General features: G+C 53.3%; 39 protein-coding genes. 35 read left to right on the top strand and 4 right to left on the bottom strand.

The annotated features are described in order from the left end of the window. Positions 1 to 55: 55 nt before the first annotated feature. Genes L384_RS17130 through mdcH form a run of 3 tightly spaced genes read left to right on the top strand, consistent with a single transcriptional unit; the run spans position 56 to position 2,531 of the window. The gene (locus L384_RS17130; protein ID WP_023323816.1) at positions 56 to 1,015 is read left to right on the top strand and encodes an AEC family transporter; all 960 of its coding nucleotides are present in this window, start codon (positions 56 to 58) and stop codon (positions 1,013 to 1,015) included. 2 nt (positions 1,016 to 1,017) lie between these two features. Continuing rightward, on the top strand, positions 1,018 to 1,635 hold the full coding sequence (locus tag L384_RS17135) for a malonate decarboxylase holo-ACP synthase (RefSeq protein WP_023314937.1): 618 nt from the start codon (positions 1,018 to 1,020) through the stop codon (positions 1,633 to 1,635). Further along, positions 1,635 to 2,531 (top strand): malonate decarboxylase subunit epsilon, encoded by an 897-nt coding sequence (mdcH, locus tag L384_RS17140; protein WP_003861680.1) that lies wholly within the window; start codon positions 1,635 to 1,637, stop codon positions 2,529 to 2,531. Before L384_RS17135 ends, mdcH begins: the two co-directional genes overlap by 1 nt. A 39-nt stretch (positions 2,532 to 2,570) precedes the next feature. Here mdcH and L384_RS17145 read toward each other — a convergent pair whose 3' ends face one another. Further along, the gene (locus L384_RS17145) at positions 2,571 to 3,503 is read right to left on the bottom strand and encodes a LysR substrate-binding domain-containing protein (RefSeq protein ID WP_023323815.1); all 933 of its coding nucleotides are present in this window, start codon (positions 3,501 to 3,503) and stop codon (positions 2,571 to 2,573) included. Positions 3,504 to 3,518: 15 nt separating this feature from the next. Next, positions 3,519 to 5,423, bottom strand: coding sequence for an ABC transporter ATP-binding protein (locus L384_RS17150; RefSeq protein ID WP_003861684.1), 1,905 nt, complete (start codon positions 5,421 to 5,423; stop codon positions 3,519 to 3,521). 129 nt (positions 5,424 to 5,552) lie between these two features. On the opposite strand from L384_RS17150, the gene kefG reads away from it, so the two are divergent. From kefG to slyD, 4 genes are all read left to right on the top strand, one after another. Next, entirely contained in the window at positions 5,553 to 6,107 is a 555-nt protein-coding gene (kefG, locus tag L384_RS17155; protein WP_059288194.1) for a glutathione-regulated potassium-efflux system ancillary protein KefG, read from the top strand. Beyond that, a complete protein-coding gene (kefB, locus tag L384_RS17160) occupies positions 6,107 to 7,912 on the top strand; it encodes a glutathione-regulated potassium-efflux system protein KefB (RefSeq protein WP_003861688.1) in 1,806 nt (601 codons plus the stop codon). The genes kefG and kefB overlap by 1 nt, the downstream gene beginning before the upstream one ends. Before the next feature lie 13 nt (positions 7,913 to 7,925). Next, on the top strand, positions 7,926 to 8,126 hold the full coding sequence (locus L384_RS17165) for a YheV family putative zinc ribbon protein (protein ID WP_003861689.1): 201 nt from the start codon (positions 7,926 to 7,928) through the stop codon (positions 8,124 to 8,126). Positions 8,127 to 8,220: 94 nt separating this feature from the next. After that, a complete protein-coding gene (gene slyD / locus L384_RS17170) occupies positions 8,221 to 8,811 on the top strand; it encodes a peptidylprolyl isomerase (protein ID WP_003861691.1) in 591 nt (196 codons plus the stop codon). Positions 8,812 to 8,862: 51 nt separating this feature from the next. Here the strand turns inward: slyD and L384_RS17175 are convergent, their stop codons facing one another. Further along, the gene (locus tag L384_RS17175) at positions 8,863 to 9,081 is read right to left on the bottom strand and encodes a protein SlyX (protein WP_003861693.1); all 219 of its coding nucleotides are present in this window, start codon (positions 9,079 to 9,081) and stop codon (positions 8,863 to 8,865) included. A 238-nt stretch (positions 9,082 to 9,319) separates the two neighbouring features. Between L384_RS17175 and fkpA the strand changes: the two genes are divergently transcribed. The 11 genes from fkpA to bfr all read left to right on the top strand — a co-directional run bounded on the left by fkpA (position 9,320) and on the right by bfr (position 17,521). Continuing rightward, the gene (gene fkpA / locus L384_RS17180) at positions 9,320 to 10,138 is read left to right on the top strand and encodes an FKBP-type peptidyl-prolyl cis-trans isomerase (RefSeq protein WP_003861695.1); all 819 of its coding nucleotides are present in this window, start codon (positions 9,320 to 9,322) and stop codon (positions 10,136 to 10,138) included. 167 nt (positions 10,139 to 10,305) lie between these two features. Beyond that, the gene (locus tag L384_RS17185) at positions 10,306 to 11,028 is read left to right on the top strand and encodes a helix-turn-helix transcriptional regulator (RefSeq protein ID WP_003861697.1); all 723 of its coding nucleotides are present in this window, start codon (positions 10,306 to 10,308) and stop codon (positions 11,026 to 11,028) included. Further along, positions 11,028 to 11,414 carry a sulfurtransferase complex subunit TusD gene (tusD, locus tag L384_RS17190; RefSeq protein ID WP_023323814.1) on the top strand — a complete coding sequence of 129 codons (387 nt, stop codon included), beginning with the start codon at positions 11,028 to 11,030 and terminating at the stop codon, positions 11,412 to 11,414. Before L384_RS17185 ends, tusD begins: the two co-directional genes overlap by 1 nt. Continuing rightward, positions 11,414 to 11,773, top strand: a complete 360-nt coding sequence (gene tusC, locus L384_RS17195) for a sulfurtransferase complex subunit TusC (RefSeq protein ID WP_023323813.1) — start codon at positions 11,414 to 11,416, stop codon at positions 11,771 to 11,773. Before tusD ends, tusC begins: the two co-directional genes overlap by 1 nt. 7 nt (positions 11,774 to 11,780) lie before the next feature. Next, positions 11,781 to 12,068 (top strand): sulfurtransferase complex subunit TusB, encoded by a 288-nt coding sequence (gene tusB, locus L384_RS17200; RefSeq protein ID WP_015571409.1) that lies wholly within the window; start codon positions 11,781 to 11,783, stop codon positions 12,066 to 12,068. 124 nt (positions 12,069 to 12,192) lie between these two features. Beyond that, positions 12,193 to 12,567, top strand: a complete 375-nt coding sequence (gene rpsL / locus L384_RS17205) for a 30S ribosomal protein S12 (RefSeq protein ID WP_000246815.1) — start codon at positions 12,193 to 12,195, stop codon at positions 12,565 to 12,567. 96 nt (positions 12,568 to 12,663) lie between these two features. Beyond that, positions 12,664 to 13,134, top strand: a complete 471-nt coding sequence (rpsG, locus tag L384_RS17210; RefSeq protein ID WP_003861706.1) for a 30S ribosomal protein S7 — start codon at positions 12,664 to 12,666, stop codon at positions 13,132 to 13,134. 96 nt (positions 13,135 to 13,230) lie between these two features. After that, entirely contained in the window at positions 13,231 to 15,345 is a 2,115-nt protein-coding gene (fusA, locus tag L384_RS17215) for an elongation factor G (protein WP_022651946.1), read from the top strand. Positions 15,346 to 15,414: 69 nt separating this feature from the next. After that, on the top strand, positions 15,415 to 16,599 hold the full coding sequence (gene tuf / locus L384_RS17220; protein ID WP_022651945.1) for an elongation factor Tu: 1,185 nt from the start codon (positions 15,415 to 15,417) through the stop codon (positions 16,597 to 16,599). Between the two features lie 178 nt (positions 16,600 to 16,777). Beyond that, positions 16,778 to 16,972 carry a bacterioferritin-associated ferredoxin gene (bfd, locus tag L384_RS17225; RefSeq protein ID WP_003863268.1) on the top strand — a complete coding sequence of 65 codons (195 nt, stop codon included), beginning with the start codon at positions 16,778 to 16,780 and terminating at the stop codon, positions 16,970 to 16,972. Between the two features lie 72 nt (positions 16,973 to 17,044). After that, positions 17,045 to 17,521: a bacterioferritin gene (bfr, locus tag L384_RS17230; protein ID WP_003863270.1), complete on the top strand. Its 477-nt coding sequence runs from the start codon at positions 17,045 to 17,047 to the stop codon at positions 17,519 to 17,521. On the opposite strand, the gene L384_RS17235 is transcribed toward bfr, so the two are convergent. Further along, complete coding sequence (locus tag L384_RS17235) at positions 17,505 to 17,978, bottom strand: prepilin peptidase (RefSeq protein ID WP_023323812.1); 474 nt, start codon at positions 17,976 to 17,978, stop codon at positions 17,505 to 17,507. The two genes, bfr and L384_RS17235, sit on opposite strands and share 17 nt — an antisense overlap. A 380-nt stretch (positions 17,979 to 18,358) precedes the next feature. Here L384_RS17235 and rpsJ point away from each other — a divergent pair, with 380 nt between their 5' ends. From rpsJ to rplF, 17 genes are all read left to right on the top strand, one after another. Continuing rightward, positions 18,359 to 18,670 carry a 30S ribosomal protein S10 gene (rpsJ, locus tag L384_RS17240; RefSeq protein ID WP_001181005.1) on the top strand — a complete coding sequence of 104 codons (312 nt, stop codon included), beginning with the start codon at positions 18,359 to 18,361 and terminating at the stop codon, positions 18,668 to 18,670. Positions 18,671 to 18,702: 32 nt separating this feature from the next. After that, complete coding sequence (rplC, locus tag L384_RS17245; protein WP_003863274.1) at positions 18,703 to 19,332, top strand: 50S ribosomal protein L3; 630 nt, start codon at positions 18,703 to 18,705, stop codon at positions 19,330 to 19,332. A 10-nt stretch (positions 19,333 to 19,342) separates the two neighbouring features. Next, positions 19,343 to 19,948, top strand: a complete 606-nt coding sequence (rplD, locus tag L384_RS17250; protein WP_000424395.1) for a 50S ribosomal protein L4 — start codon at positions 19,343 to 19,345, stop codon at positions 19,946 to 19,948. After that, entirely contained in the window at positions 19,945 to 20,247 is a 303-nt protein-coding gene (rplW, locus tag L384_RS17255; protein ID WP_000617546.1) for a 50S ribosomal protein L23, read from the top strand. The genes rplD and rplW overlap by 4 nt, the downstream gene beginning before the upstream one ends. 17 nt (positions 20,248 to 20,264) lie before the next feature. Further along, positions 20,265 to 21,086 (top strand): 50S ribosomal protein L2, encoded by an 822-nt coding sequence (gene rplB / locus L384_RS17260; protein WP_000301859.1) that lies wholly within the window; start codon positions 20,265 to 20,267, stop codon positions 21,084 to 21,086. A 16-nt stretch (positions 21,087 to 21,102) separates the two neighbouring features. Further along, entirely contained in the window at positions 21,103 to 21,381 is a 279-nt protein-coding gene (rpsS, locus tag L384_RS17265) for a 30S ribosomal protein S19 (RefSeq protein ID WP_001138117.1), read from the top strand. Positions 21,382 to 21,395: 14 nt separating this feature from the next. Then, the gene (rplV, locus tag L384_RS17270; RefSeq protein WP_002919773.1) at positions 21,396 to 21,728 is read left to right on the top strand and encodes a 50S ribosomal protein L22; all 333 of its coding nucleotides are present in this window, start codon (positions 21,396 to 21,398) and stop codon (positions 21,726 to 21,728) included. Positions 21,729 to 21,745: 17 nt separating this feature from the next. Next, entirely contained in the window at positions 21,746 to 22,447 is a 702-nt protein-coding gene (rpsC, locus tag L384_RS17275; protein ID WP_000529945.1) for a 30S ribosomal protein S3, read from the top strand. Positions 22,448 to 22,459: 12 nt separating this feature from the next. Continuing rightward, positions 22,460 to 22,870 (top strand): 50S ribosomal protein L16, encoded by a 411-nt coding sequence (rplP, locus tag L384_RS17280; RefSeq protein WP_002919759.1) that lies wholly within the window; start codon positions 22,460 to 22,462, stop codon positions 22,868 to 22,870. Then, positions 22,870 to 23,061, top strand: a complete 192-nt coding sequence (gene rpmC, locus L384_RS17285) for a 50S ribosomal protein L29 (protein WP_003863282.1) — start codon at positions 22,870 to 22,872, stop codon at positions 23,059 to 23,061. Before rplP ends, rpmC begins: the two co-directional genes overlap by 1 nt. After that, positions 23,061 to 23,315, top strand: a complete 255-nt coding sequence (rpsQ, locus tag L384_RS17290; protein WP_002438707.1) for a 30S ribosomal protein S17 — start codon at positions 23,061 to 23,063, stop codon at positions 23,313 to 23,315. Before rpmC ends, rpsQ begins: the two co-directional genes overlap by 1 nt. Before the next feature lie 166 nt (positions 23,316 to 23,481). Further along, positions 23,482 to 23,853 (top strand): 50S ribosomal protein L14, encoded by a 372-nt coding sequence (gene rplN / locus L384_RS17295; protein WP_002919748.1) that lies wholly within the window; start codon positions 23,482 to 23,484, stop codon positions 23,851 to 23,853. A gap of 10 nt (positions 23,854 to 23,863) precedes the next feature. Beyond that, complete coding sequence (gene rplX, locus L384_RS17300) at positions 23,864 to 24,178, top strand: 50S ribosomal protein L24 (protein ID WP_003863287.1); 315 nt, start codon at positions 23,864 to 23,866, stop codon at positions 24,176 to 24,178. A gap of 14 nt (positions 24,179 to 24,192) precedes the next feature. Next, a complete protein-coding gene (rplE, locus tag L384_RS17305; protein ID WP_003863290.1) occupies positions 24,193 to 24,732 on the top strand; it encodes a 50S ribosomal protein L5 in 540 nt (179 codons plus the stop codon). Between the two features lie 14 nt (positions 24,733 to 24,746). Further along, positions 24,747 to 25,052 (top strand): 30S ribosomal protein S14, encoded by a 306-nt coding sequence (rpsN, locus tag L384_RS17310; RefSeq protein ID WP_003863291.1) that lies wholly within the window; start codon positions 24,747 to 24,749, stop codon positions 25,050 to 25,052. 30 nt (positions 25,053 to 25,082) lie between these two features. Next, positions 25,083 to 25,475, top strand: a complete 393-nt coding sequence (gene rpsH / locus L384_RS17315) for a 30S ribosomal protein S8 (protein WP_006178918.1) — start codon at positions 25,083 to 25,085, stop codon at positions 25,473 to 25,475. 12 nt (positions 25,476 to 25,487) lie between these two features. Next, positions 25,488 to 26,021, top strand: a complete 534-nt coding sequence (gene rplF / locus L384_RS17320; protein ID WP_003863296.1) for a 50S ribosomal protein L6 — start codon at positions 25,488 to 25,490, stop codon at positions 26,019 to 26,021. Positions 26,022 to 26,023: the final 2 nt, after the last annotated feature.

Here is a 26,023-nt window from a genome sequence, read left to right as displayed (position 1 = left end):
CCTGAAAATAATAAACATCGCGCCAGTGCTTAAACTTTTTTACTACAGGTGATTTATGACTTACGTAATTGTTCATGCTCTTGCACCGATTTTCGTCATCATGCTGCTGGGATTCTGGGCCGGTAAGGCAAAGATGGTCGATAACAAAAATGTTTCCCTGCTGAATATCTTCGTGATGGATTTTGCACTCCCGGCCGCGCTATTCAGCGCCACCGTGCAAACCTCGTGGACCGGCATCGTGGCGCAGTCGCCGCTGATCCTGGTGCTCACCCTGGCGATGTGGATCACCTATGCGGTCATCTACTTCCTCGCGACAAACGTATTTAAAAAATCCCCGCAGGATGCGGCCGTGCTGACGCTTACCGTCGCCCTGCCAAACTACGCGGCGCTTGGCCTGCCGATTCTGGGCAGCGTGCTGGGCGAAGGCTCTTCAACGTCGCTGTCCGTGGCGGTCTCCGTCGCCTGTGGTTCAGTGCTGATGACCCCGTTCTGCCTGCTGATTCTGGAGCGTGAGAAAGCCCGCGCCGAAGGCAATAACTCCGGTTCAACGCTTTCCATGCTGCCGGTGCTGATGTGGCGCTCCATTAAAAAACCGATCGTGATGGGCCCGCTGCTGGGTGTGATCCTGTCCGCTATCGGCATCAAAATGCCGGAGCTGGTGCTGGCGGCGATTAAACCGCTGGGACTGTCTGCGACCGCTGCGGCGCTGTTCCTGACCGGGGTGATCCTCTCCGCGCGTAAACTTCAAATTAACACCATGGTGATCACTTCCACTCTCGCCAAGCTGCTGATCCAGCCAGCGATCGCCTGGGGTATCGTTTTAATCTTCGGTCTGCACGGCTCCGTGGCGATCACCGCCATCCTGATGATTGCGCTGTCTGCGGGCTTCTTCGGCGTGGTGTTCGGTAACCGCTTTGGCGTGCAGTCGCCGGATGCTGAAGCCGTGCTGCTGTTAAGCTCCGTACTGTGTATCCTGTCGCTGCCGCTGTTTATCTCGCTGACTTCAGGAATGTAATCATGACCACAACATTACGCCCACATGACCTCATCTGGCTTACCGCGCGCGACGCCCTGGAAGGGATTACCGAATCCTGGGTGGACGCGGCCTGGCATACCGGGCTACCGGTAGTGGTACGGCGTGATGTTGATAATGAAGGCCGTATTCCCGTTGGCGTGCGCGGATTGCGCCGCGACCAGCGGGCGGCCGGATGGGTGAAGCCTGAGAACGTGTTGCGCGTGGTGTCGCCCGAAGATTTGAGCGTTGCCGCCGACCTGCTGCGTTCGCCGTTTATCACCCAGCCGCCGGTTCAGGTGGCGCTTCAGCTTGCGCAGCAGTCATGGCCGTGGACGTGGGGGATAACCGGCAGTACGGGTTACGCGCTGGCGACCGGCATTCCGGTGATCCACGCCGACAGCGATCTCGATCTGCTGATCCGCGCCCCGCGTACCGTTTCCCCTGAGGCGTTTACTGACTGGCAGGCTCAGCTCAGTCGTGCGTTGTGCCGGGCGGATACACAGGTGGATACGCCCGAGGGCGGATTCGCGCTGGCGGAATGGTTACGCGACGGCAAAACGCTGTTAAAAACGCAATATGGGCCGCGCCTGGTGGCGGATCCATGGCACAGGGAGGAGTAATGAAAATACTGTTTACCTTTCCAGGGCAGGGCACACAGCATGAAGGTATGCTGCAAAACCTGCCGGGAACAGAGCTGGAGCAGGCCCGTGCTGTGCTGGGGGCGGAAGTTGATACCCTGGACAGCGCATCCTCGTTAACCCACACCCGCGCGGTTCAGCTTTCGCTGTTGATTGCAGGCGTGGCTTGGGCGCGCGAGCTGGAACGTCGCGGCGTGTCGCCGGATATCGTCAGCGGGCTGTCCATTGGCGCTTATCCTGCGGCGGTTATCGCCGGTGCGCTGGACTTTACGGACGCGCTGAAGCTGGTGGCGCTACGCGGCGATCTGATGGAGCAGGCGTATCCCCACGGCTACGGCCTGACGGCGATAATGGGGTTGACCCTGCCCCAGGTGGAAAACCTGATTCAGGGGACAGGAACCTATATCGCTAACCTGAACGCCGAAACGCAGATCGTGATTGCCGGAGCCGATGACGGCATGGCGCAGGTAGCCGAACGCGCGCTGGCGAAGGGCGCGAACAAGGCCAAACGGCTGGCGGTAAGCGTACCGTCGCACTGTGAACTGCTGGCGGAACCGGCGCAGAAGCTGGCCGCAGCGTTTGAATCAGTCACGCTTTCACGCCCCCGCTGCGCGTACCTGAGCGGCAGTACCGGGCGCGTGCTTTGGCAGCCAGAGAAAATTGCCGACGACCTGGCGATGAATATGGCGCGAACCGTGCGCTGGCAGGAGGCGGTGATTTCCGCTAACGAGCGCGAAGCACGTCTGGCGATTGAGATGCCGCCAGGGGGTATTCTGACCTGTCTGACGCGGCAGGCGGCGTGGGAAGGCGAATCCATTTCGCTGGAGCGCAGCGGAGTGGACGTGGCGGTGCATCTGGCGGGTCGGCTTCAGCGGTGACTTTTTGCCCGGTAAGCGTAGCGCCACCGGGCAATAACATCAGGCACTATCCTGCAAACTTCTGGCATACATCCGCCCTTCCGCGGCCAGCGCCCGCAGGCTCGGATCCTGCTCGCGGTTGCGGGCAAAGACGATCGCAATCAGCTGCTGCATCTGGTACGGCTGCGCCAGCTTCAGTAGCTGCACCGAATTTTCGTACACTTTCTTCATCCTGCCCGGCATCAGCGTAAACCCGACCCCCGCCTGCACCAGGCTCAGCATCGAGAAGATATCGTTCACGCGCGTCACAATCTCCGGCTCGAAACCGGCGATATGAAACGCTTCCTGAAACCCGGCGTAAGTGGCGAACCCTTCCGCGAGGGCGACAAACTTCTGATCTTTATAATCACGCAGATCGGCGGGGCCGCTGGTATTCAGCGTGGCAGAAGCCGGTGCGGCAAGGAAAATATCGTCATGGAACAGAGGAAGCACTTCGAGGCTGTTACGGTCGATATCGCTTTCGGAAATAGAGATTAAAATCGCATCCAGCGATCCCTCATCCAGCATATGGAGCAGGGTTTCGTTCGAGCCCATCGTCAGATCCATCTCCAGATCCGGACGGCGCAGCTTCATGCCCATTATCAGGCGCGGCACGGTTTCCAGCGTCAGCGAGTAGAGCGTGCCGACGCGCAACCGTCCCTGGCCGATACCGGCGATCTTGCGCGACTCTTCCAGCCCGCGCTCCATCACCTGCATCACCTCCTGACAATACTCCAGCAGCGTCCATGCGGAGGGGAGGGCAATCAGGTTACGCCCTTTGTGAGCAAAGAGCGGGCAGCGGACGTTCTCTTCGAGGGTATGCAGCGCGCGGTGCACGCTGACACCGCTCAGGCCGAGCGTTTCGGCGGTACGTGCGATATTGCCCTTCTCCATGAACGTCATGAAGATGCTGAGCTTACGGAATGTAATCTCGCTCGTGGTATCGAAGCTCATAACCCTCCCGGCGTGTTAGTCGGCTTGCAGCATCGCTTCCAGCTGTTCCTGCGCGTCCAGCCATGCCATTTCGCACTCTTCGAGGCTGGATTTGGTTTTCGCCTGAGTTTGCAGACAGTCCGTCAGCTCCGCTTTGCGGCTCTGATCGTACAGTTCGCTGTCGCCCAGCTTCTCTTCGACGGCAGCAAGCGTGGCGTTGAGCTTTTCCATCTCTTTTTCGAGGCGGGCAATCTCTTTACGCAGCGGTTGCGTCTGGGTGCGCAGCTCCGCTTCACGGCGCTTCTGGTCTTTACGCGCCTGGGCGCTGTTGGCGTTGTCTTTCGCTGACTCTTCCGGCTGGTTTTCCTGCTTCTGCACGTCCGTCAGCCACTGCTGGTAGTCTTCCAGGTCGCCGTCAAACGGTTCGACTTTGCCGCCGTGTACCAGATAGAGATCGTCGGTGGTGGAGCGGATCAGGTGGCGATCGTGCGACACGACAACCAGCGCCCCTTCGAACTCAATCAGCGCTTCGGTCAGCGCCTGACGCATGTCGAGATCGAGGTGGTTGGTTGGTTCATCAAGCAGCAGCAGGTTTGGACGCTGCCAGACGATCAGCGCCAGTACCAGACGCGCTTTTTCACCACCGGAGAAACGCGCTGTATTTTCAGTCACCTTATCGCCCTGGAAGCCAAAGCCGCCGAGGTAGTCGCGCAGCTTCTGCTCCATTTCCTGCGGCGCCAGGCGCGCCAGGTGCTGGATCGGCGATTCATCCGCGCGTAAAAATTCCAGCTGATGCTGGGCGAAGTAGCCAAGCTTGATGCCTTTCGCCAGGCCGATTTCGCCGCTGACCGGGTTAAGCTCGCCCGCCAGCAGCTTGATCAGCGTCGATTTACCGGCGCCGTTACGCCCCAGCAGGCCAATGCGTGAACCTGGCACCAGGTTGAGCTTGATAGAGTCGAGGATAATGCGATCGCCATAGCCCGCGCTCACTTTTTCCATTTTCAGCAGCGGGTTCGGCAGGCTCTCCGGCTCGCGGAAACTGAAGTGGAATGGGTTATCCACATGCGCGGGAGCGATCATCTCCATGCGTTCCAGCATCTTGATGCGGCTCTGCGCCTGCTTGGCTTTTGACGCCTTGGCCTTGAAGCGATCCACAAAGCTTTGCAGGTGCGCCACGCGCTGCTGCTGGCTTTCATACATCGCCTGTTGCTGGGCAAGGCGCGTCGCGCGCTGGCGCTCGAAAGAGCTGTAGTTGCCGGTGTATTCGAACATGCTTTGCTGTTCGATATGAATGATTTTATCCACCACCGGATCGAGGAAGTCGCGGTCGTGGGAGATCAGAATCAGAGTGCCCTGATAGCTCTTGAGCCACTTCTCCAGCCAAATAACCGCATCGAGATCGAGGTGGTTGGTGGGTTCATCGAGCAGCAGGAGGTCGGAGCGGCAGATCAGCGCCTGCGCCAGGTTAAGGCGCATACGCCAGCCGCCGGAGAAATCGCTCACCGGGCGTTCAAGCTGTTCGTTGCTGAAACCCAGGCCGTGCAGCAGGCTGGAGGCGCGGGAGCGAATGGTCCAGGCATCGATGGCGTCCAGCTTGCCGTGGACGGTGGCGATGGCGTGGCCGTCGTTGCGTTCGTTGGCGGCGTTGAGCTCTGCTTCGAGCTTGCGGTATTCACGGTCGCCGTCGATAACATAGTCGAGCGCGGGTTCGCTCAACGCGGGCGTCTCCTGGTTCACCCAGGCGAGCTGCCAGTTGCCCGGGAAGGTAAAGTTACCGCCATCCGCGCTTATCTCGTTTTTCAGCAGTGCCAGCAGGGTGGATTTACCGCAGCCGTTTTTGCCGACCAGCCCCACTTTCTGGCCCGGGTTGATGGTAGCAGTCGCGTTATCCAGCAGGACGCGCACGCCGCGACGAATTTGTAACGAGGAGAAAACAATCATAGAAGCGCCGTATGTTCCGACTATGTTAATTTGTCATTATGATAATGTAAGGTGTGGGCCATTTTCCCCACCGGGCCGCCATGGTAGCCCAAAACGACAACAATACACAAAAACAGAACCGGGAGGGGAATGATGTCTCAGACAGCGAAAGTGCTGCTGCTGTATGCCCATCCGGAATCACAGGACTCGGTGGCGAACCGGGTGCTGCTTAAGCCGGCCACACAGCTCAGTAACGTAACGGTGCACGATCTCTACGCGCACTATCCCGATTTTTTTATCGATATTCCTTACGAGCAGGAACTGCTGCGTCAGCACGACGTGATTGTGTTCCAGCATCCGCTTTATACATACAGCTGTCCGGCATTGCTGAAAGAGTGGCTGGACCGCGTGCTGAGCCGGGGCTTCTCCAGCGGGGTGGGGGGCAACCAGCTGGCGGGAAAGTACTGGCGGAGTGTCATTACCACCGGTGAGCCGGAAAGCGCTTACCGTCACGACGGGCTGAACCGTTACCCCATGAGCGACATTCTGCGGCCGTTTGAGCTGACGGCGGCGATGTGCCGTATGCACTGGATGAGCCCGATTATTATCTACTGGGCACGGCGGCAGGATCCGAAAGCGCTGGCGAGCCATGCCAGGGCCTATGGCGAATGGCTGGCGTCACCGATTCCGGCGGGAGGACGCTAATGGACGGTTCGAATTTACTCCTTGCCGGGGTGCTGTTTTTGTTCGCCGCCGTCGTCGCGGTCCCGCTTGCCGCGCGTCTCGGCATTGGCGCGGTGCTGGGTTATTTGCTGGCGGGGATAGCCATTGGCCCCTGGGGGCTTGGGTTTATCAGCGATGTGGATGAAATTCTCCACTTCTCTGAACTGGGCGTGGTCTTCCTGATGTTCATCATTGGCCTTGAGCTGAACCCCTCCAAGCTGTGGCAGCTGCGGCAATCTATTTTTGGCGTCGGGGCGGCGCAGGTGTTACTCAGCGCGGCCATTCTCGCGGGACTGCTGATGTTGACGCAGTTTTCCTGGCAGGCCGCGGTGATTGGCGGGATCGGTCTTGCGATGTCGTCGACGGCGATGGCGCTTCAGCTGATGCGCGACAAAGGGATGAACCGCAACGAGGCGGGGCAACTGGGCTTTTCGGTGCTGCTGTTCCAGGATTTAGCGGTGATCCCGGCGCTGGCGCTGGTGCCGCTGCTGGCGGGATCCGGAGACGATCATTTCGACTGGATGAAGATCTCCATGAAGGTGCTGGCCTTCGCGGGGATGCTGATCGGCGGACGGTTTTTACTGCGTCCGGTATTCCGGTTTATTGCAGCATCCGGCGTGCGCGAGGTATTCACCGCCGCAACGCTGCTGCTGGTGCTTGGCTCAGCGCTGTTTATGGATGCGCTGGGGCTGTCGATGGCGCTTGGGACGTTTATCGCCGGGGTGCTGCTTGCGGAAAGCGAGTACCGCCACGAGCTGGAGACCGCCATCGATCCGTTTAAGGGGCTGCTGCTAGGGCTGTTCTTTATCTCGGTGGGTATGGCGCTTAATCTTGGCGTGCTCTATACCCATCTGCTGTGGGTTATTGCGAGTGTCGCCGTGCTGGTGGCGGTCAAAACGCTGGTGCTGTATCTCCTCGCGAGGATTTACGGGCTGCGCAGCTCGGAAAGAATGCAGTTTTCCAGCGTGTTAAGCCAGGGGGGAGAATTTGCGTTTGTGCTGTTTTCCACGGCGTCGTCTCAGAAGCTGTTCAAAGATGACCAGATGGCGCTGCTGCTGGTGACGGTCACGCTGTCGATGATGACCACCCCGCTGCTGATGAAGCTGGTGGACAAACTGCTGTCGCGCCGCCTGAATCCCGCAGACGATGAAGACGAAGCGCCGTGGGTGGAAGATGATAAACCGCAGGTGATCGTCGTGGGCTTTGGCCGCTTCGGGCAGGTGATTGGTCGCCTGTTGATGGCAAATAAAATGCGCATTACGGTGCTGGAGCGCGATATCAGCGCCGTCAACCTGATGCGCAAATATGGTTATAAGGTGTACTACGGCGATGCGACGCAGCTTGAGCTGTTGCGCTCGGCGGGCGCAGAGGCTGCGGAGTCCATCGTCATCACCTGCAACGATCCGGAAGACACGATGAAGCTGGTGGAGCTGTGCCAGCAGCATTTCCCGCATCTGCATATTCTGGCGCGTGCGCGTGGACGTGTGGAGGCTCACGAACTTTTGCAGGCGGGTGTGAAACACTTCTCCCGCGAAACCTTCTCCAGCGCGCTGGAGCTGGGACGCAAGGCGCTGGTTTCGCTGGGTATGCATCCTCATCAGGCGCAACGCGCCCAGATGCATTTCCGCAGGCTGGATATGCGAATGCTGCGTGAACTGATGCCCGTGCACAGCGACACGGCGCAGATCTCCCGCGTGCGGGAAGCGCGTCGCGAACTGGAGGAGATCTTCCAGCGTGAGATGCAACAGGAACGACGCCAGCTCGACGGCTGGGATGAATTTGAATAAAGGGTAACGAAAGATGGCTGTACGTAAACGCTTTATCGCGGGCGCAAAATGCCCATCCTGCCAGGCGCAAGATACGCTGGCCATGTGGCGTGAAAATAATATCGATATCGTTGAATGTGTTAAGTGCGGTCACCAGATGCGTGAGGCCGACAAAGAAGCCCGCGATCATGTTCGCAAAGAAGAGCAAGTGATCGGCATTTTTCATCCAGACTAGCGATATGCTCTGAGTTTTTTTAAGCTTAAGGGTACACGGGTGCAGATTTCCGCTACAATCTGCGCCAGCAATTTTCCCACGCTCAGGAGATATCATGAAAGTAGCAAAAGACCTGGTGGTCAGCCTGGCCTATCAGGTACGTACAGAAGACGGTGTGTTGGTTGATGAGTCTCCGGTGAGTGCGCCGCTGGACTACCTGCATGGTCACGGTTCCCTGATTTCCGGCCTGGAAACGGCGCTGGAAGGCCATGAAGTTGGCGACAAATTCGACGTTGCTGTAGGCGCGAACGACGCTTACGGTCAGTATGACGACAACCTGGTTCAGCGCGTTCCTAAAGACGTATTCATGGGCGTTGACGAGTTGCAGGTTGGCATGCGCTTCCTGGCGGAAACTGACCAGGGTCCGGTTCCGGTTGAAATCACTGAAGTTGAAGACGACCACGTTGTGGTTGACGGCAACCACATGCTGGCGGGTCAGAACCTGAAGTTCAACGTAGAAGTTGTTGCGATCCGTGAAGCGACTGAAGAAGAACTGGCTCATGGCCACGTTCACGGTGCGCACGGTCACGACCATGACCACGATCACGGCCATGACGGCTGCTGCGGTGGTCACGGCCACGACCATGGTCATGACCACGGCCACGGTAAAGGTGGTTGCGGTAACGGCGGCTGCGGTTGCCACTGATTCCGTACTCCGGAAAATAAAAAAGCGGGATAATCCCGCTTTTTTTACGCCTCAATAATGAGGTGGTGGCGTCTCTTCTGACTGAGAGGCAATGTTTGACGGCTGCGTGGCCTTCAGCTTTTCAGTCAGCAGGCGCATGTGATCGCGCAGTTTTGCCATTTCAAGCTCATGGGCCGTCACGGTCTGGTTCAGTTCTTCGATGGTGATGTCCTGAAAAGCCAGGCGGCTTTCCAGCTCAGCCAGTCTCGCTTCGATCGTTGTATCCTTCATCATTCACCTCGTTTATCTGTCGTTCGCCATAATGGACCAGCGGCGGCGAAGTTTAGCTGACTTTTTCCTTAAGTACAGTATCCATCTCCCTGACAAGAAACTTATTTAAACAAAAATAGTCTGAAAAGAAGCGACATTCGGGGGAGTCTGTCTGTAGATTTCTTCCACAACGTTTTATAGTACGTCACTCATTTACGTTTAACACTGGGGTGAGAGACCTCAGGTCCTGGAGATATGGATGAAATCACTGTTTAAAGTTACGCTGCTGGCGACCACTATGGCTGTAGCGCTCAATGCGCCGCTGTCTTTCGCTGCTGATACTGCTGCGAAGCCTGCTGCGACTACAGACAGCAAAGCGGCATTCAAAAATGACGACCAGAAATCCGCCTACGCACTTGGCGCGTCTCTGGGTCGTTACATGGAAAACTCTCTGAAAGAACAAGAGAAACTGGGCATCAAACTGGACAAAAACCAGCTGATCGCAGGGGTCCAGGATGCGTTCGCAGACAAGAGCAAACTGTCTGACCAGGAAATCGAGCAGACTCTGCAAGCGTTTGAAGCGCGCGTGAAAGGCGCCGCTCAGACCAAGATGGAAGCAGATGCTAAAGATAACGAAGCGAAAGGCAAAGCCTACCGCGACAAGTTCGCTAAAGAGAAAGGCGTTAAAACGTCTTCTACTGGCCTGATCTATAAGGTTGAGAAAGAAGGTACTGGCGACGCGCCTAAAGACAGCGACACCGTTGTGGTGAACTACAAAGGTACGCTGATCGACGGTAAAGAGTTCGATAACTCTTATACCCGTGGTGAGCCTCTCTCCTTCCGTCTGGATGGTGTGATCCCGGGCTGGACCGAAGGCCTGAAGAACATCAAGAAAGGCGGTAAAATCAAGCTGGTCATCCCACCGGATCTGGCTTACGGCAAAACCGGCGTTCCGGGTATCCCGGCTAACTCCACGCTGGTATTTGATGTAGAACTGCTGGACATCAAACCGGCGCCGAAAGCGGATGCGAAAACAGACGCACCGGCTGACGACAAAGCCGCAGCAGCTAAGAAGTAATGCTGAAAAAAACCGCCGCCTTTACAGGCGGCGGTTTTTTTATTGTGGGGCAGATATAATTAACACTGGAAAGCGTTATACACGCTGTATTAATTTAGTTGTCCGTGTAGATAATGAGCCTGCCCTGAAAACCTAACGACAGGCTCCTGAAAAGGAGTGTTTTTTTCATGTCCAGGTCGCTTTTAACCAACGAAACCAGTGAACTTGATTTGCTGGATCAACGTCCATTTGACCAGACCGACTTCGATATTCTGAAATCCTACGAAGCGGTAGTGGACGGGTTAGCGATGCTCATTGGTTCCCACTGCGAAATCGTATTGCATTCCCTGCAAGATCTTAAGTGTTCCGCTATCCGCATTGCGAATGGTGAGCACACTGGCCGTAAAATTGGTTCGCCAATCACCGACCTTGCATTGCGTATGTTGCATGACATGACCGGCGCGGACAGCAGCGTCTCAAAATGCTATTTCACCCGCGCCAAAAGCGGCGTGCTGATGAAATCAGAAACGATCGCGATTCGAAACCGCGAACACCGGGTAATCGGTTTGCTGTGCATCAACATGAACCTTGATGTGCCATTCTCGCAAATCATGAGCACCTTCATCCCGCCAGAAACGCCGGACGTGGGCTCATCGGTGAACTTTGCTTCTTCGGTTGAGGATCTCGTGACCCAGACGCTGGAGTTCACCATTGAAGAGGTGAATGCCGATCGCAACGTATCCAACAACGCCAAGAATCGTCAGATCGTCCTGAACCTCTATGAGAAAGGGATTTTTGATATCAAAGATGCCATCAACCAGGTGGCCGATCGCCTGAATATCTCCAAACACACGGTTTACCTCTATATTCGCCAGTTCAAAAGCGGCGACTTTCTGGGACAAGACAAGTAATGCGTTTTGCGTTAATGGTGACGGGCCCGGCGTACGGTACCCAGCAGGCCAGCAGCGCGCTACAGTTTGCCCATGCGCTGCTTGATGCCGGTCATGAACTGGCAAGCGTCTTCTTCTATCGTGAAGGGGTCTATAACGCGAACCAGTTTACGTCCCCGGCGAGCGATGAGTTTGACCTTGTGCGCGCCTGGCAAAAATTAAACGAAACGCAGGGCGTTGACCTGCATATCTGCGTCGCGGCGGCACTGCGTCGCGGCGTGACGGATGCGACCGAAGCCGAACGCCTTGGTCTGGCGGGGGTTAACCTGCAACCGGGCTTTTCCCTCAGTGGTCTAGGTGCCCTGGCACAGGCGGCGTTGACCTGCGACAGAGTGGTGCAATTTTGATGAAGCGCGTAGCGTTTGTTTTTACTTCTGCGCCGCATGGCAGCGCTTCAGGCCGGGAAGGGCTGGATGCATTGCTCGCGACATCGGCATTAACCGAAGATATCGGGGTCTTCTTTTTAGGCGATGGCGTATTCCAGCTTCTGGCAGGCCAACAACCGCAGGCCATTCTTGCGCGCGACTACATTGCGACCTTTAAAGTTCTGCCGCTCTATGACATTGAAACCTTCTATGTGTGCGCCGACTCGCTGGCCGCGCGTGGGTTAAACGAGATAACACCGTTCGTGCTGGACGTGACGATCCTGACATCTGCTGCGCTGCGCGAACAACTCTCTCACTACGATACCGTTCTGACTTTCTGAGGCTGTCATGCTCCATACCCTGAGCCGTTCACCGTGGCAATGTGATATCGACACGTTACTGAGCATGCTGCGCGAAGGTGATGATCTGCTGCTGATTCAGGATGGCGTGCTCGCGGCGCTTGAAGGCAGCCGTTTTGTTGAAATCCTCGCGAATGCCCCCATTACAGTCTCTGCGCTGAAAGAGGATCTGGATGCGCGGGGTCTTTCTGGTCAAATTTCAGCCAAAATTGACGTGGTTGGCTATACTGATTTCGTCAATCTTACTGTGACGCACGCCAGTCAAATGAACTGGTGATTTGAGATCGCTGTATATTTCTTGACACCTTTTCGACGTAGCCCTAAAATTTCGCGTCCTCATATTGTATGAGGTCGTTTTATTACGTGTTTACGAAGCAAAAGCTAAAACCAGGAGCTATTTAATGGCAACAGTTAACCAGCTGGTACGCAAACCACGTGCACGCAAAGTTGCAAAAAGCAACGTGCCTGCGCTGGAAGCCTGCCCGCAGAAACGTGGCGTATGTACTCGTGTATATACCACCACTCCTAAAAAACCAAACTCCGCACTGCGTAAAGTATGCCGTGTGCGTTTGACTAACGGTTTTGAAGTGACTTCCTACATCGGTGGTGAAGGTCACAACCTTCAGGAGCACTCCGTGATCCTGATCCGTGGCGGTCGTGTTAAAGACCTTCCGGGTGTTCGTTACCACACCGTTCGTGGTGCGCTGGACTGCTCAGGTGTTAAAGACCGTAAGCAGGCTCGCTCCAAGTACGGCGTGAAGCGTCCTAAGGCTTAATGGTTCTCCGTTAAGTAAGGCCAAACTGATTTATCTTAATGTCAAACTAAACTCGTAGAGTTTTGGACAATCCTGAATTAACAACGGAGTAATCCCATGCCACGTCGTCGCGTCATTGGTCAGCGTAAAATTCTTCCAGATCCGAAATTCGGATCAGAACTGCTGGCAAAATTTGTAAATATCCTGATGGTAGATGGTAAAAAATCTACCGCAGAAGCAATCGTATACAGCGCGCTGGAGACCCTGGCTCAGCGTTCTGGTAAAAATGAACTGGAAGCCTTCGAAGTCGCTCTCGACAACGTGCGCCCGACTGTAGAAGTTAAGTCTCGCCGCGTTGGTGGTTCTACTTATCAGGTTCCAGTTGAAGTTCGTCCGGTTCGTCGTAATGCTCTGGCAATGCGTTGGATCGTTGAAGCTGCTCGTAAACGCGGTGATAAATCCATGGCTCTGCGTCTGGCGAACGAACTTTCTGATGCTGCGGAAAACAAAGGTACCGCAGTTAAGAAACGTGAAGACGTTCACCGTATGGCAGAAGCCAACAAGGCGTTCGCACACTACCGTTGGTAATCCCTTCGGAGTCGTAGTCACCAGGCGGGCGCTTCAGAGAAGCCGCCCGCTCTGGGTAACTTAACTGAACGCCTAAAGATATAAACGAGGAATCAAATGGCTCGTACAACACCCATCGCACGCTACCGTAACATCGGTATCAGTGCGCACATCGACGCCGGTAAAACCACTACTACCGAACGTATTCTGTTCTACACCGGTGTAAACCATAAAATCGGTGAAGTTCATGACGGCGCAGCCACCATGGACTGGATGGAACAGGAGCAGGAGCGTGGTATTACTATCACCTCCGCAGCGACTACTGCATTCTGGTCAGGTATGGCTAAGCAGTACGAACCGCATCGCGTAAACATCATCGACACCCCAGGGCACGTTGACTTCACCATCGAAGTAGAACGTTCCATGCGTGTTCTTGACGGCGCGGTAATGGTTTATTGCGCAGTTGGTGGTGTTCAGCCACAGTCTGAAACCGTATGGCGTCAGGCAAACAAATATAAAGTTCCACGCATCGCGTTCGTTAACAAAATGGACCGTATGGGTGCTAACTTCCTGAAAGTTGTTGGCCAGATCAAAACCCGTCTGGGCGCGAACCCTGTTCCGCTTCAGCTGGCAATTGGTGCTGAAGAAGGCTTCACCGGCGTTATCGACCTGGTGAAAATGAAAGCCATCAACTGGAACGAAGCAGATGCGGGCGTTACCTTCGAATACGAAGATATCCCGGCAGAGATGCAGGACCTGGCTGACGAATGGCACCAGAACCTGATCGAATCCGCAGCAGAAGCTTCTGAAGAGCTGATGGAAAAATACCTGGGTGGTGAAGAACTGTCTGAGCAAGAGATCAAATCTGCTCTGCGTCAGCGCGTTCTGAACAACGAAATCATCCTGGTAACCTGTGGTTCTGCGTTCAAGAACAAAGGTGTTCAGGCGATGCTGGATGCGGTAGTTGACTACCTGCCATCCCCGATTGACGTTCCTGCGATCAACGGCATCCTGGACGACGGTAAAGATACTCCGGCTGAGCGTCACGCAAGTGATGAAGAGCCATTCTCTGCACTGGCGTTCAAAATTGCTACCGACCCATTCGTGGGTAACCTGACCTTCTTCCGCGTTTACTCTGGTGTGGTTAACTCCGGTGACACCATCCTGAACTCCGTGAAAGCGGCGCGTGAACGTTTTGGCCGTATCGTACAGATGCACGCTAACAAACGTGAAGAGATCAAAGAAGTTCGTGCGGGCGACATCGCTGCTGCTATCGGTCTGAAAGACGTGACCACTGGTGACACTCTGTGTGATCCGGATCACCCGATCATTCTGGAGCGTATGGAATTCCCTGAGCCGGTAATCTCCATCGCAGTTGAACCAAAAACCAAAGCTGACCAGGAAAAAATGGGTCTGGCTCTGGGCCGTCTGGCGAAAGAAGACCCATCATTCCGTGTATGGACTGATGAAGAATCTAACCAGACCATCATCGCTGGTATGGGTGAACTGCACCTGGACATCATCGTTGACCGTATGAAGCGTGAATTCAACGTTGAAGCGAACGTGGGTAAACCTCAGGTTGCTTACCGCGAAGCGATTCGCGCGAAAGTTACCGACGTTGAAGGTAAACACGCTAAGCAGTCTGGTGGTCGCGGTCAGTACGGTCACGTTGTGATCGACATGTACCCACTGGAGCCGGGCTCTAACCCGAAAGGTTACGAGTTCATCAACGACATCAAAGGTGGTGTAATTCCTGGCGAATACATCCCTGCCGTTGATAAAGGCATCCAGGAGCAGCTGAAAGCTGGTCCTCTGGCTGGTTACCCGGTTGTAGATATGGGTGTTCGTCTGCACTTCGGTTCTTACCACGACGTTGACTCCTCTGAACTGGCGTTTAAACTGGCTGCGTCTATTGCCTTTAAAGAAGGCTTTAAGAAAGCAAAACCAGTTCTGCTTGAGCCGATCATGAAGGTTGAAGTAGAAACTCCTGAAGAGAACACCGGTGACGTTATCGGTGACTTGAGCCGTCGTCGCGGTATGCTGCGTGGTCAGGAATCCGAAGTAACTGGCGTTAAGATCCACGCTGAAGTTCCGCTGTCTGAAATGTTCGGATATGCAACTCAGCTGCGTTCACTGACCAAAGGTCGTGCATCATACACTATGGAATTCCTGAAGTATGATGATGCGCCGAACAACGTTGCTCAGGCCGTTATCGAAGCCCGTGGTAAGTAATCCACAGGATTAAAACCTAAGTCCCGTGCTCTCTCCGAAGGGGAGAGCACTATAGTAAGGAATATAGCCGTGTCTAAAGAAAAATTTGAACGTACAAAACCGCACGTCAACGTTGGTACTATCGGCCACGTTGACCATGGTAAAACTACCCTGACTGCTGCAATCACTACCGTACTGGCTAAAACCTACGGCGGTGCTGCTCGTGCTTTCGATCAGATCGATAACGCACCAGAAGAAAAAGCTCGTGGTATCACCATCAACACTTCTCACGTTGAGTATGACACCCCGACTCGCCACTACGCACACGTAGACTGCCCAGGCCACGCCGACTATGTTAAAAACATGATCACCGGTGCTGCGCAGATGGACGGCGCGATCCTGGTTGTTGCTGCGACTGACGGCCCTATGCCTCAGACTCGTGAGCACATCCTGCTGGGTCGTCAGGTAGGCGTTCCTTACATCATCGTGTTCCTGAACAAGTGCGACATGGTTGATGACGAAGAGCTGCTGGAACTGGTAGAGATGGAAGTTCGTGAACTGCTGTCTCAGTACGATTTCCCAGGCGACGACACTCCAATCGTTCGTGGTTCCGCGCTGAAAGCGCTGGAAGGCGAAGCAGAGTGGGAAGAGAAAATCATCGAACTGGCTGGCTACCTGGATTCTTACATCCCAGAACCAGAGCGTGCGATTGACAAGCCATTCCTGCTGCCAATCGAAGACGTATTCTCCATCTCCGGTCGTGGTACCGTTGTTACCGGTCGTGTAGAGCGCGGTATCATCAAAGTTGGTGAAGAAGTTGAAATCGTTGGTATCAAAGAGACTGCGAAGTCTACCTGTACTGGCGTTGAAATGTTCCGCAAACTGCTGGACGAAGGCCGTGCTGGTGAGAACGTTGGTGTTCTGCTGCGTGGTATCAAACGTGAAGAAATCGAACGTGGTCAGGTTCTGGCGAAGCCAGGCTCAATCAAGCCACACACCAAGTTCGAATCTGAAGTGTACATTCTGTCCAAAGACGAAGGCGGCCGTCATACTCCGTTCTTCAAAGGCTACCGTCCACAGTTCTACTTCCGTACAACTGACGTGACCGGTACCATCGAACTGCCAGAAGGCGTAGAGATGGTAATGCCAGGCGACAACATCAAGATGGTTGTGACTCTGATCCACCCAATCGCGATGGACGACGGTCTGCGTTTCGCAATCCGTGAAGGCGGCCGTACCGTTGGCGCGGGCGTTGTTGCTAAAGTTCTGGGCTAATTAATTATCCCTGAAATATAAAGGACGCTTCGGCGTCCTTTTTTGTTTTCTACCGTAAAGTCGCTGTCATAAAAATTCGCATTTTTTGTTTTCTCCCGCCACGTATTCCGGCGCCTGTGCTATTGTAATCATAACCATTCTCACTTACACTTTGCGCATATTTTGAACGGGAGTCTTTATGTACGTTTGTTTATGTAATGGTGTAAGCGACAAAAAAATTCGTCAGGCCGTTCGCCAGTTTCAACCACAATCTTTCCAGCAGCTTCGCAAGTTTGTTCCGGTGGGAAATCAATGCGGTAAATGCGTTCGCGCAGCGCGTGAGATCATGCAGGACGAACTGATGCAGATCCCGGAATTCAAAGAGATCGCGTAAGCCTCTATCTTTTTTTTGACATCCCCGTAGCCCGATCTACGCTTCAATGAGTGGAAGCGGAGGGACTATATAATGAAAGGTGATGTTAAAATCATAAGTTATCTCAATAAATTATTGGGAAATGAGCTTGTCGCAATCAATCAGTATTTTCTCCATGCAAGAATGTTCAAAAACTGGGGACTGACTCGCCTCAACGATGTTGAATACCATGAGTCCATTGATGAAATGAAACACGCCGATAAATACATTGAGCGTATTTTATTCCTCGAAGGCATTCCTAACCTACAGGATCTCGGAAAACTGGGCATCGGAGAAGATGTCGAAGAGATGCTGCGTTCTGATCTCCGGCTGGAGCTGGAGGGTGCAAAAGACCTGCGTGAAGCCATTGCCTATGCGGACAGCGTACATGACTACGTCAGCCGCGATATGATGATCCAGATCCTGGCCGATGAAGAAGGGCACATCGACTGGCTTGAGACCGAACTGGATCTCATTAGCAAAATTGGCCTACAGAACTACCTTCAGTCTCAGATCAAAGTGGAAAGTTAATCAGGCTTTCCCAGCCAACGCATAAACCCGCTGCCGCCAGAAATGGCCCAAAAGGCAGTGGGTTTTTTAATGCCTGCTTATCAGGAGTAAACAACGAGAAAGCAACCAGATACAGCAGAGCCATTAACGCGGCTACGAGTGCCAGTACTGGCAGTACACACCAGCCATGCCATGCCCCCAGCGCCGCCAGATATTTTATGTCGCCATATCCCATACCTTCACGTCGGCAGATGAGGCGATATCCCCAATAGATAACGGCGAATCCGGCGTATCCTGCCAGCGCACCCACCACCGCGCTCGGCAAAAAATCAGGATGGAGGCACAGCTGGTAAAGCAGGCCGGTCCATAGCAGCGGGCAAAGAAATTTGTCGGGAAGAAGCCCCGTGCGAATATCGGTGCGAACAAGCAAGGCCGATAACGCAAAATAGATCACCAGAAAGGGGAGGGACAGTAGCATAGCGAGAGCCTCAAAACGGTTTGAGCGCATACTCGTAATAATCTGCATGTCCGGCAATGTGCAAAAACAGCAATTGCGTAGCGGCTTCAGACAAAGAGTTGAGAAGGGATACTTTGCATAAAAAAATGCGAGGCCTTACGCAGAGTACGTCTTTAGCGCTTAATTTCTAAACGGCACTTGCGTCTTCCCCAGATTTACGTATAATGCGCGGGCTTGTCGTAATTGACGGCGGGTTCAATCTGAACCAGAGTAGCTCACTTTGTTACTCAACAATGCTCCCAATTGGGGAGCTACGTAAGAACGGTTACACTCTCCCATCAATCGTAATGGGTTTGAGGAGTAATCATTTTCGTTTATAAAATAATTGGAGCTCTGGTCTCATGCAGAACCAAAGAATCCGTATCCGCCTTAAAGCGTTTGATCATCGTCTGATCGATCAATCAACCGCGGAAATCGTCGAGACTGCTAAGCGCACTGGTGCGCAAGTCCGTGGTCCGATCCCGCTGCCGACCCGCAAAGAGCGCTTTACCGTTCTGATCTCTCCGCACGTTAACAAAGATGCGCGTGATCAGTACGAAATCCGCACTCACAAGCGTCTGGTTGACATCGTTGAGCCAACTGAGAAAACCGTTGATGCTCTGATGCGTCTGGATCTGGCTGCCGGTGTAGACGTGCAGATCAGCCTGGGTTAATCAGGTCATCGAGCGATTGAGAGGTTGAAACAATGATTGGTTTAGTCGGTAAAAAAGTGGGTATGACCCGCATCTTCACTGAAGATGGCGTTTCTATCCCAGTAACCGTAATCGAAGTTGAAGCAAACCGCGTTACTCAGGTTAAAGATCTGGCTAACGATGGCTACCGCGCTATTCAGGTTACCACTGGTGCTAAAAAAGCTAACCGTGTAACCAAACCAGAAGCGGGTCACTTCGCTAAAGCTGGCGTTGAAGCTGGCCGTGGTCTGTGGGAATTCCGTCTTGCTGAAGGCGAAGAGTTCACCGTAGGTCAGGACATTAGCGTTGAGCTGTTTGCTGACGTTAAAAAAGTTGACGTAACCGGTACCTCTAAAGGTAAAGGTTTTGCTGGTACCGTTAAGCGCTGGAACTTCCGTACCCAGGACGCTACTCACGGTAACTCCTTGTCTCACCGCGTTCCGGGTTCTATCGGTCAGAACCAGACTCCGGGCAAAGTGTTCAAAGGCAAGAAAATGGCAGGTCAGCTGGGCAACGAACGTGTAACCGTTCAGAGCCTGGACGTAGTACGTGTTGACGCTGAGCGCAACCTGCTGCTGGTTAAAGGTGCGGTCCCGGGTGCAACCGGTAGCGACCTGATCGTTAAACCAGCTGTGAAGGCGTAAGGGGATAGCAATGGAATTAGTATTGAAAGACGCGCAGAGCGCGCTGACTGTTTCCGAAACTACCTTCGGTCGTGATTTCAACGAAGCGCTGGTTCACCAGGTTGTTGTTGCTTATGCAGCTGGTGCTCGTCAGGGTACTCGTGCTCAGAAGACTCGTGCTGAAGTAACTGGTTCAGGCAAAAAGCCATGGCGCCAGAAAGGTACCGGCCGTGCGCGTTCAGGTTCTATCAAGAGCCCGATCTGGCGTTCAGGTGGCGTGACCTTCGCTGCGCGTCCACAGGACCACAGTCAAAAAGTTAACAAAAAGATGTACCGCGGCGCGCTGAAAAGCATTCTGTCCGAACTGGTACGTCAGGATCGTCTGATCGTTGTCGAGAAGTTCTCTGTTGAAGCGCCTAAAACTAAGCTGCTGGCACAGAAACTGAAAGACATGGCTCTGGAAGATGTGCTGATCATCACCGGTGAGCTGGACGAGAACCTGTTCCTGGCCGCGCGTAACCTGCACAAGGTTGACGTACGCGACGCGACTGGTATCGACCCGGTTAGCCTGATCGCCTTCGACAAAGTCGTAATGACTGCTGATGCTGTTAAGCAAGTTGAGGAGATGCTGGCATGATTCGTGAAGAACGTCTGCTGAAGGTGCTGCGCGCACCGCACGTTTCTGAAAAAGCGTCTACTGCGATGGAAAAAACAAACACCATCGTTCTCAAAGTTGCTAAAGACGCGACCAAAGCAGAGATCAAAGCTGCTGTGCAGAAACTGTTTGAAGTCGAAGTCGAAGTCGTTAACACCCTGGTAGTTAAAGGGAAAGTTAAACGTCACGGACAGCGTATCGGTCGTCGTAGCGACTGGAAAAAAGCTTACGTCACCCTGAAAGAAGGCCAGAACCTGGACTTCGTTGGCGGCGCTGAGTAAGTCGGAGGAGTAATACAATGGCAGTTGTTAAATGTAAACCGACATCTCCGGGTCGTCGCCACGTAGTTAAAGTGGTTAACCCTGAGCTGCACAAGGGCAAACCTTTTGCTCCGTTGCTGGAAAAAAACAGCAAATCCGGTGGTCGTAACAACAATGGCCGTATCACCACTCGTCACATCGGTGGTGGCCACAAGCAGGCTTATCGTATTGTTGACTTCAAACGCAACAAAGACGGTATCCCAGCAGTTGTTGAGCGTCTTGAGTACGATCCGAACCGTTCCGCGAACATCGCGCTGGTTCTGTACAAAGATGGCGAACGCCGTTACATCCTGGCCCCTAAAGGCCTGAAAGCTGGCGACCAGATTCAGTCTGGCGTTGATGCTGCAATCAAAGCAGGCAACACCCTGCCGATGCGCAATATCCCGGTTGGTTCTACCGTTCATAACGTAGAAATGAAACCAGGTAAAGGCGGTCAGCTGGCGCGTTCCGCGGGTACTTACGTTCAGATCGTTGCGCGTGACGGTGCTTATGTCACCCTGCGTCTGCGTTCTGGTGAAATGCGTAAAGTCGAAGCAGACTGCCGCGCTACTCTGGGCGAAGTTGGCAATGCTGAGCATATGCTGCGCGTTCTGGGTAAAGCTGGTGCTGCACGCTGGCGTGGTGTTCGTCCTACCGTTCGCGGTACTGCGATGAACCCAGTCGACCACCCACATGGTGGTGGTGAAGGTCGTAACTTTGGTAAGCACCCGGTAACTCCGTGGGGCGTTCAGACCAAAGGTAAGAAGACCCGCAGCAACAAGCGTACTGATAAATTTATCGTACGTCGCCGTAGCAAATAATTTTAGAGGATAAGCCATGCCACGTTCTCTCAAGAAAGGTCCTTTTATTGACCTGCACTTGCTGAAGAAGGTAGAGAAAGCGGTGGAAAGCGGAGACAAGAAGCCCCTGCGCACTTGGTCCCGTCGTTCAACGATCTTTCCTAACATGATCGGTTTGACCATCGCTGTCCATAATGGTCGTCAGCACGTTCCAGTCTTTGTTACCGACGAAATGGTTGGTCACAAACTGGGTGAATTCGCACCGACTCGTACTTATCGCGGCCACGCTGCTGATAAAAAAGCGAAGAAGAAATAAGGTAGGAGGAAGAGATGGAAACTTTAGCTCAACATCGCCATGCTCGTTCTTCTGCACAGAAGGTTCGCCTTGTTGCTGACCTGATTCGCGGTAAGAAAGTGTCGCAGGCCCTGGACATCCTGACCTATACCAACAAGAAAGCTGCGGTATTGGTCAAGAAAGTACTGGAATCTGCCATTGCTAACGCTGAACACAACGATGGCGCTGACATCGACGATCTGAAAGTCGCGAAAATTTTCGTAGATGAAGGCCCAAGCATGAAGCGCATTATGCCGCGTGCGAAAGGTCGTGCAGATCGCATCCTGAAGCGCACCAGCCACATTACTGTGGTTGTGTCCGATCGCTGAGACTCTGGAGACTAGCAATGGGTCAGAAAGTACATCCTAATGGTATTCGCCTGGGTATTGTAAAACCATGGAACTCTACCTGGTTTGCGAACACCAAAGAATTCGCTGACAACCTGGACAGCGATTTTAAAGTACGTCAGTACCTGACTAAGGAACTGGCTAAAGCGTCTGTATCTCGTATCGTTATCGAGCGTCCAGCTAAGAGCATCCGTGTGACTATTCACACTGCTCGCCCTGGCATCGTTATCGGTAAGAAAGGCGAAGACGTAGAAAAACTGCGCAAGGTCGTAGCGGATATCGCTGGCGTTCCTGCACAGATCAATATCGCTGAAGTTCGTAAGCCTGAACTGGACGCTAAATTGGTTGCTGACAGCATCACTTCTCAGCTGGAACGTCGTGTTATGTTCCGTCGTGCTATGAAGCGTGCTGTACAGAACGCAATGCGTCTGGGCGCTAAAGGTATCAAAGTTGAAGTTAGCGGCCGTCTGGGCGGCGCGGAAATCGCACGTACCGAATGGTACCGCGAAGGTCGCGTACCGCTGCACACTCTGCGTGCTGACATCGACTACAACACCTCTGAAGCGCACACCACTTACGGTGTAATCGGCGTTAAGGTATGGATCTTCAAAGGTGAGATCCTGGGTGGTATGGCTGCTGTTGAACAACCGGAAAAACCGGCTGCTCAACCTAAAAAGCAGCAGCGTAAAGGCCGTAAATAAGGAGCGTCGCTGATGTTACAACCAAAGCGTACAAAATTCCGTAAAGTGCACAAAGGCCGCAACCGTGGTCTGGCGCAGGGTACGGATGTTAGCTTCGGCACTTTCGGTCTGAAAGCTGTTGGCCGTGGTCGTCTGACTGCACGTCAGATCGAAGCAGCACGTCGTGCAATGACCCGTGCAGTTAAGCGTCAAGGTAAGATCTGGATCCGTGTATTCCCGGACAAACCGATCACCGAGAAGCCACTGGAAGTTCGTATGGGTAAAGGTAAAGGTAACGTGGAGTACTGGGTTGCCTTGATCCAACCGGGCAAAGTCCTTTATGAAATGGACGGTGTTCCGGAAGAGCTGGCCCGTGAAGCCTTCGGCCTGGCAGCAGCGAAACTGCCTATCAAAACCACCTTTGTAACTAAGACGGTGATGTAATGAAAGCAAAAGAGCTGCGTGAAAAAAGCGTTGAAGAGCTGAACGCTGAGCTGCTGAACCTGCTGCGTGAGCAGTTCAACCTGCGTATGCAGGCTGCAAGTGGCCAGCTGCAACAGACTCACCTGCTGAAGCAAGTGCGTCGCAATGTTGCGCGCGTTAAGACTTTACTGACTCAGAAGGCGGGTGCGTAATGACCGATAAAATCCGTACTCTGCAAGGTCGTGTTGTTAGCGATAAAATGGAGAAATCCATTGTTGTAGCTATCGAACGTTTTGTGAAACACCCGATCTACGGTAAATTCATCAAGCGTACGACCAAACTGCACGTACATGACGAGAACAACGAATGTGGTATCGGCGACAAGGTTGAAATCCGTGAATGCCGTCCACTGTCCAAGACTAAGTCCTGGACGCTGGTTCGCGTTGTAGAGAAAGCGGTTCTGTAATAGAGTACGCATTCTCAATACGAATAAACGGCTCAGCGATGAGCCGTTTATTTTTTCTACCCATATTGCAGAAGCGGTGTTATAATGCCGCGCCCTCGATATGGGGCTTTTTAACGGCTCTGATTTTAGAGTCTCAGGTAGTAGTTGACATTAGCGGAGCACTAAAATGATCCAAGAACAGACTATGCTGAACGTCGCCGACAACTCCGGTGCACGTCGCGTAATGTGTATCAAGGTTCTGGGTGGCTCGCACCGTCGCTACGCAGGCGTAGGCGACATCATCAAGATCACCATCAAGGAAGCAATTCCACGTGGTAAGGTCAAAAAAGGTGATGTGCTGAAGGCGGTAGTGGTGCGCACCAAGAAGGGTGTTCGTCGCCCTGACGGTTCTGTCATTCGCTTCGATGGTAATGCATGCGTTATTTTAAACAATAACAGCGAGCAGCCTATCGGCACGCGTATCTTTGGGCCGGTAACTCGTGAACTTCGTACTGAGAAGTTCATGAAAATTATCTCTCTGGCACCAGAAGTACTCTAAGGAGCGAATCATGGCAGCGAAAATCCGTCGTGATGACGAAGTTATCGTGTTAACCGGTAAAGATAAAGGTAAACGCGGTAAAGTAAAAAATGTTCTGTCTTCCGGCAAACTCGTCGTTGAAGGTATCAACCTGGTTAAGAAACATCAGAAGCCGGTTCCGGCCCTGAACCAACCAGGCGGCATCGTTGAAAAAGAAGCTGCTATTCAGGTTTCTAACGTTGCAATCTTCAATGCGGCTACCGGTAAGGCTGACCGTGTAGGCTTTAGATTCGAAGACGGTAAAAAAGTCCGTTTCTTCAAGTCTAACAGCGAAACTATCAAGTAATTTGGAGTAGTACGATGGCGAAACTGCATGATTACTACAAAGACGAAGTAGTTAACAAACTCATGACTGAGTTTAACTACAATTCTGTCATGCAAGTCCCTCGGGTCGAGAAGATCACCCTGAACATGGGTGTTGGTGAAGCGATCGCTGACAAGAAACTGCTGGATAACGCAGCAGCTGACCTGACAGCAATCTCCGGTCAAAAACCGCTGATCACCAAAGCACGCAAATCTGTTGCAGGCTTCAAAATCCGTCAGGGCTATCCGATCGGCTGTAAAGTAACTCTGCGTGGCGAACGCATGTGGGAGTTCCTTGAGCGCCTGATCACTATTGCTGTTCCACGTATCCGTGACTTCCGTGGCTTGTCCGCTAAGTCTTTCGACGGTCGTGGTAACTACAGCATGGGTGTCCGTGAGCAGATCATCTTCCCAGAAATCGACTACGATAAAGTCGACCGCGTGCGTGGTTTGGATATTACCATTACCACTACTGCGAAATCTGATGAAGAAGGCCGTGCTCTGCTGGCTGCCTTTGACTTCCCGTTCCGCAAGTAAGGTAGGGTTACTGAATGGCTAAGCAATCAATGAAAGCACGCGAAGTAAAGCGCGTAGCTTTAGCTGATAAATTCTTCGCTAAACGCGCTGAACTGAAAGCGATCATTTCTGATGTGAACGCTTCCGACGAAGATCGTTGGAATGCGGTTCTCAAGCTGCAGTCTCTGCCGCGTGATTCCAGCCCGTCTCGTCAGCGTAACCGCTGTCGTCAAACAGGTCGTCCACATGGTTATGTGGGCAAGTTTGGGTTGAGCCGTATCAAACTGCGTGAAGCCGCCATGCGCGGTGAAGTACCAGGCTTGAAAAAGGCTAGCTGGTAATTACCAATTGAATCACGGGAGTAAAGACAGATGAGCATGCAAGATCCGATCGCGGATATGCTGACCCGTATCCGTAACGGTCAGGCCGCGAACAAAGTTGCGGTCACCATGCCTTCCGCCAAGCTGAAAGTGGCAATTGCCAACGTGCTGAAGGAAGAAGGTTTTATCGAAGATTTTAAAGTTGAAGGCGACACCAAGCCGGAACTGGAACTTACTCTCAAGTATTTCCAGGGTAAAGCTGTTGTAGAAAGCATTCAGCGTGTCAGCCGCCCAGGCCTGCGCATCTATAAGAAAAAAGATGAGCTGCCAAAAGTAATGGCTGGTCTTGGTATCGCAGTTGTTTCTACCTCTAAAGGTGTTATGACTGATCGTGCAGCGCGCCAGGCTGGTCTTGGTGGCGAAATTATCTGCTACGTAGCCTAATCGGAGGAAAGAATGTCTCGTGTTGCTAAAGCACCGGTCGTTATTCCTGCCGGCGTTGATGTAAAAATCGACGGTCAGGTTATTACGATCAAAGGTAAAAACGGCGAGCTGACTCGTACCCTCAACAAAGCTGTTGAAGTTAAACATGCAGATAACGCTCTGACCTTCGGTCCACGTGATGGTTTCGTGGATGGATGGGCTCAGGCTGGTACCGCGCGTGCCCTGCTGAACTCAATGGTTGTTGGTGTTACCGAAGGCTTCACTAAAAAGCTTCAGCTGGTTGGTGTAGGTTATCGTGCAGCTATCAAAGGGAATGCAGTAGGCCTGTCTCTGGGCTTCTCACACCCTGTTGAGCATCCGCTGCCGGCCGGTATCACTGCAGAATGCCCGACTCAGACTGAAATCGTGCTGAAAGGCGCTGATAAACAGCTGATCGGTCAGGTTGCAGCAGATCTGCGCGCCTACCGTCGTCCTGAGCCTTATAAAGGCAAGGGTGTTCGTTACGCCGACGAAGTCGTGCGTACCAAAGAGGCTAAGAAGAAGTAAGG

Origin of the sequence: Enterobacter sp. MGH 38, assembly GCF_000492855.1 — a bacterium.
In the GTDB taxonomy this organism is placed as follows: Bacteria; Pseudomonadota; Gammaproteobacteria; order Enterobacterales; family Enterobacteriaceae; genus Enterobacter; species Enterobacter hormaechei_C.
This window is presented reverse-complemented; position numbering and strand designations above follow the sequence as displayed.